Annotated in this window: 1 pseudogene; it reads right to left on the reverse strand. The window is 72.4% G+C overall.

The annotated features are described in order from the left end of the window. Window positions 1-1,112: pseudogene (locus HR086_RS46965) on the reverse strand (hypothetical protein); the annotation flags it as partial. Between the last annotated feature and the right edge of the window lie 89 nt (window positions 1,113-1,201).

Here is a 1,201-nt window from a genome sequence, read left to right on the forward strand (position 1 = left end):
ATTCCTCCTTGCTGCTCAACGCCCACCGACCAGGTCTGGTTCTCCTTGGAGAGCACCCCCAGGCCGGAACCGCTCGAGCCCGCGTCGCCTCCGCCCCCCTGGGCTCCCCTGCCGCCGTGCGTGCCCGTCCCCGCGACGCAGATGCAGAGGCCGCTTGCCGGACAGGTGAACTCGGTCTTGTCGCCGCCGATTCCTCCAGCGCCTCCCAGCAACGGGGCTCCGGATGAGGGGCCCGGCTCGCCCGGGCCGCCGTCGGCACCCGAGGTCAGGTGCGCGCCATTCGCGCCTCGGCCTCCAGCGCTTCCGCCGACGCCGGGACAGAGGACGTTGACGCCGCCTTCACCTCCGATTCCCGGTATCACCCTCGGGTTTCCCGTGGTGACCGCGCCCACCAGGCCCACCGGACCCTCCGCGCCCGCATCGCCAGTCAGGCCCTGTGCACCCGTCGCGCCGCGTCCCGCCTCCAGCACGGTGTGACGCAGCCGCACGCCCGAAGCGTCGATGACCTTCAAGGCGATGGAGGGCTGCCCGGGCTCCACCGCGTCCGCGGAGCGGATGTGCAGGTACTCCAGTACGATTCCCGCGTCCGTCACGCCCCGCACGGTGAGGCCCGTCGTGCCGCCGTTGTCCAACACGGCCACCTGGCCACTGACGCGTCCCCAGCCGCCGTCGCGCCCCGAATAGCCACCGTGCACGGAGACGGGCATGTCCAGCACCAGCTCGCCCTCGTCATAGGTGCCGCCCGCGAGGTACAGCCGCGTCGGGGCGCCGCCGTCCCACTGGCGCAGCAGCCCGAGCGCGTGGCGCACGGTGCGCAGCGGAGCCTCGCGGGTGCCCGTGCCGGCGACGTCGTCGCCGTACACCGGGTCGATGAAGAGGCCCGCGCTGGCCCGACCATCCACGCCGTCGCAGTCGGAGTCCTTGAACTCATCGTCCGGAGGGTCCTCCCCGGTGTTGGTGGGGATGCAGCCCGCGTCTGGCACGACCTGCTGCTCGCACCGTCCCTCGTCGCGGCAGCGCTTCTGCGCGGCGTCGAAGTCGTAGCAGCCCCCCGCGGAAAGCACCGCCGCGAGCGCCGTGCCCATCGCTCCGAGCGTCCAGATTTTTCGCATGGGATTCCTCGAAGTCACGGCCACGTCCCGGACAGTCCGACCATGGCGCCACCGGAGCTCACGGCGGCGGAGGGGAGGACCTGCGGGGG

The sequence above is a fragment of the Myxococcus sp. CA039A genome (genome assembly GCF_013336645.1).
Lineage (GTDB): Bacteria > Myxococcota > Myxococcia > Myxococcales > Myxococcaceae > Myxococcus > Myxococcus llanfairpwllgwyngyllgogerychwyrndrobwllllantysiliogogogochensis.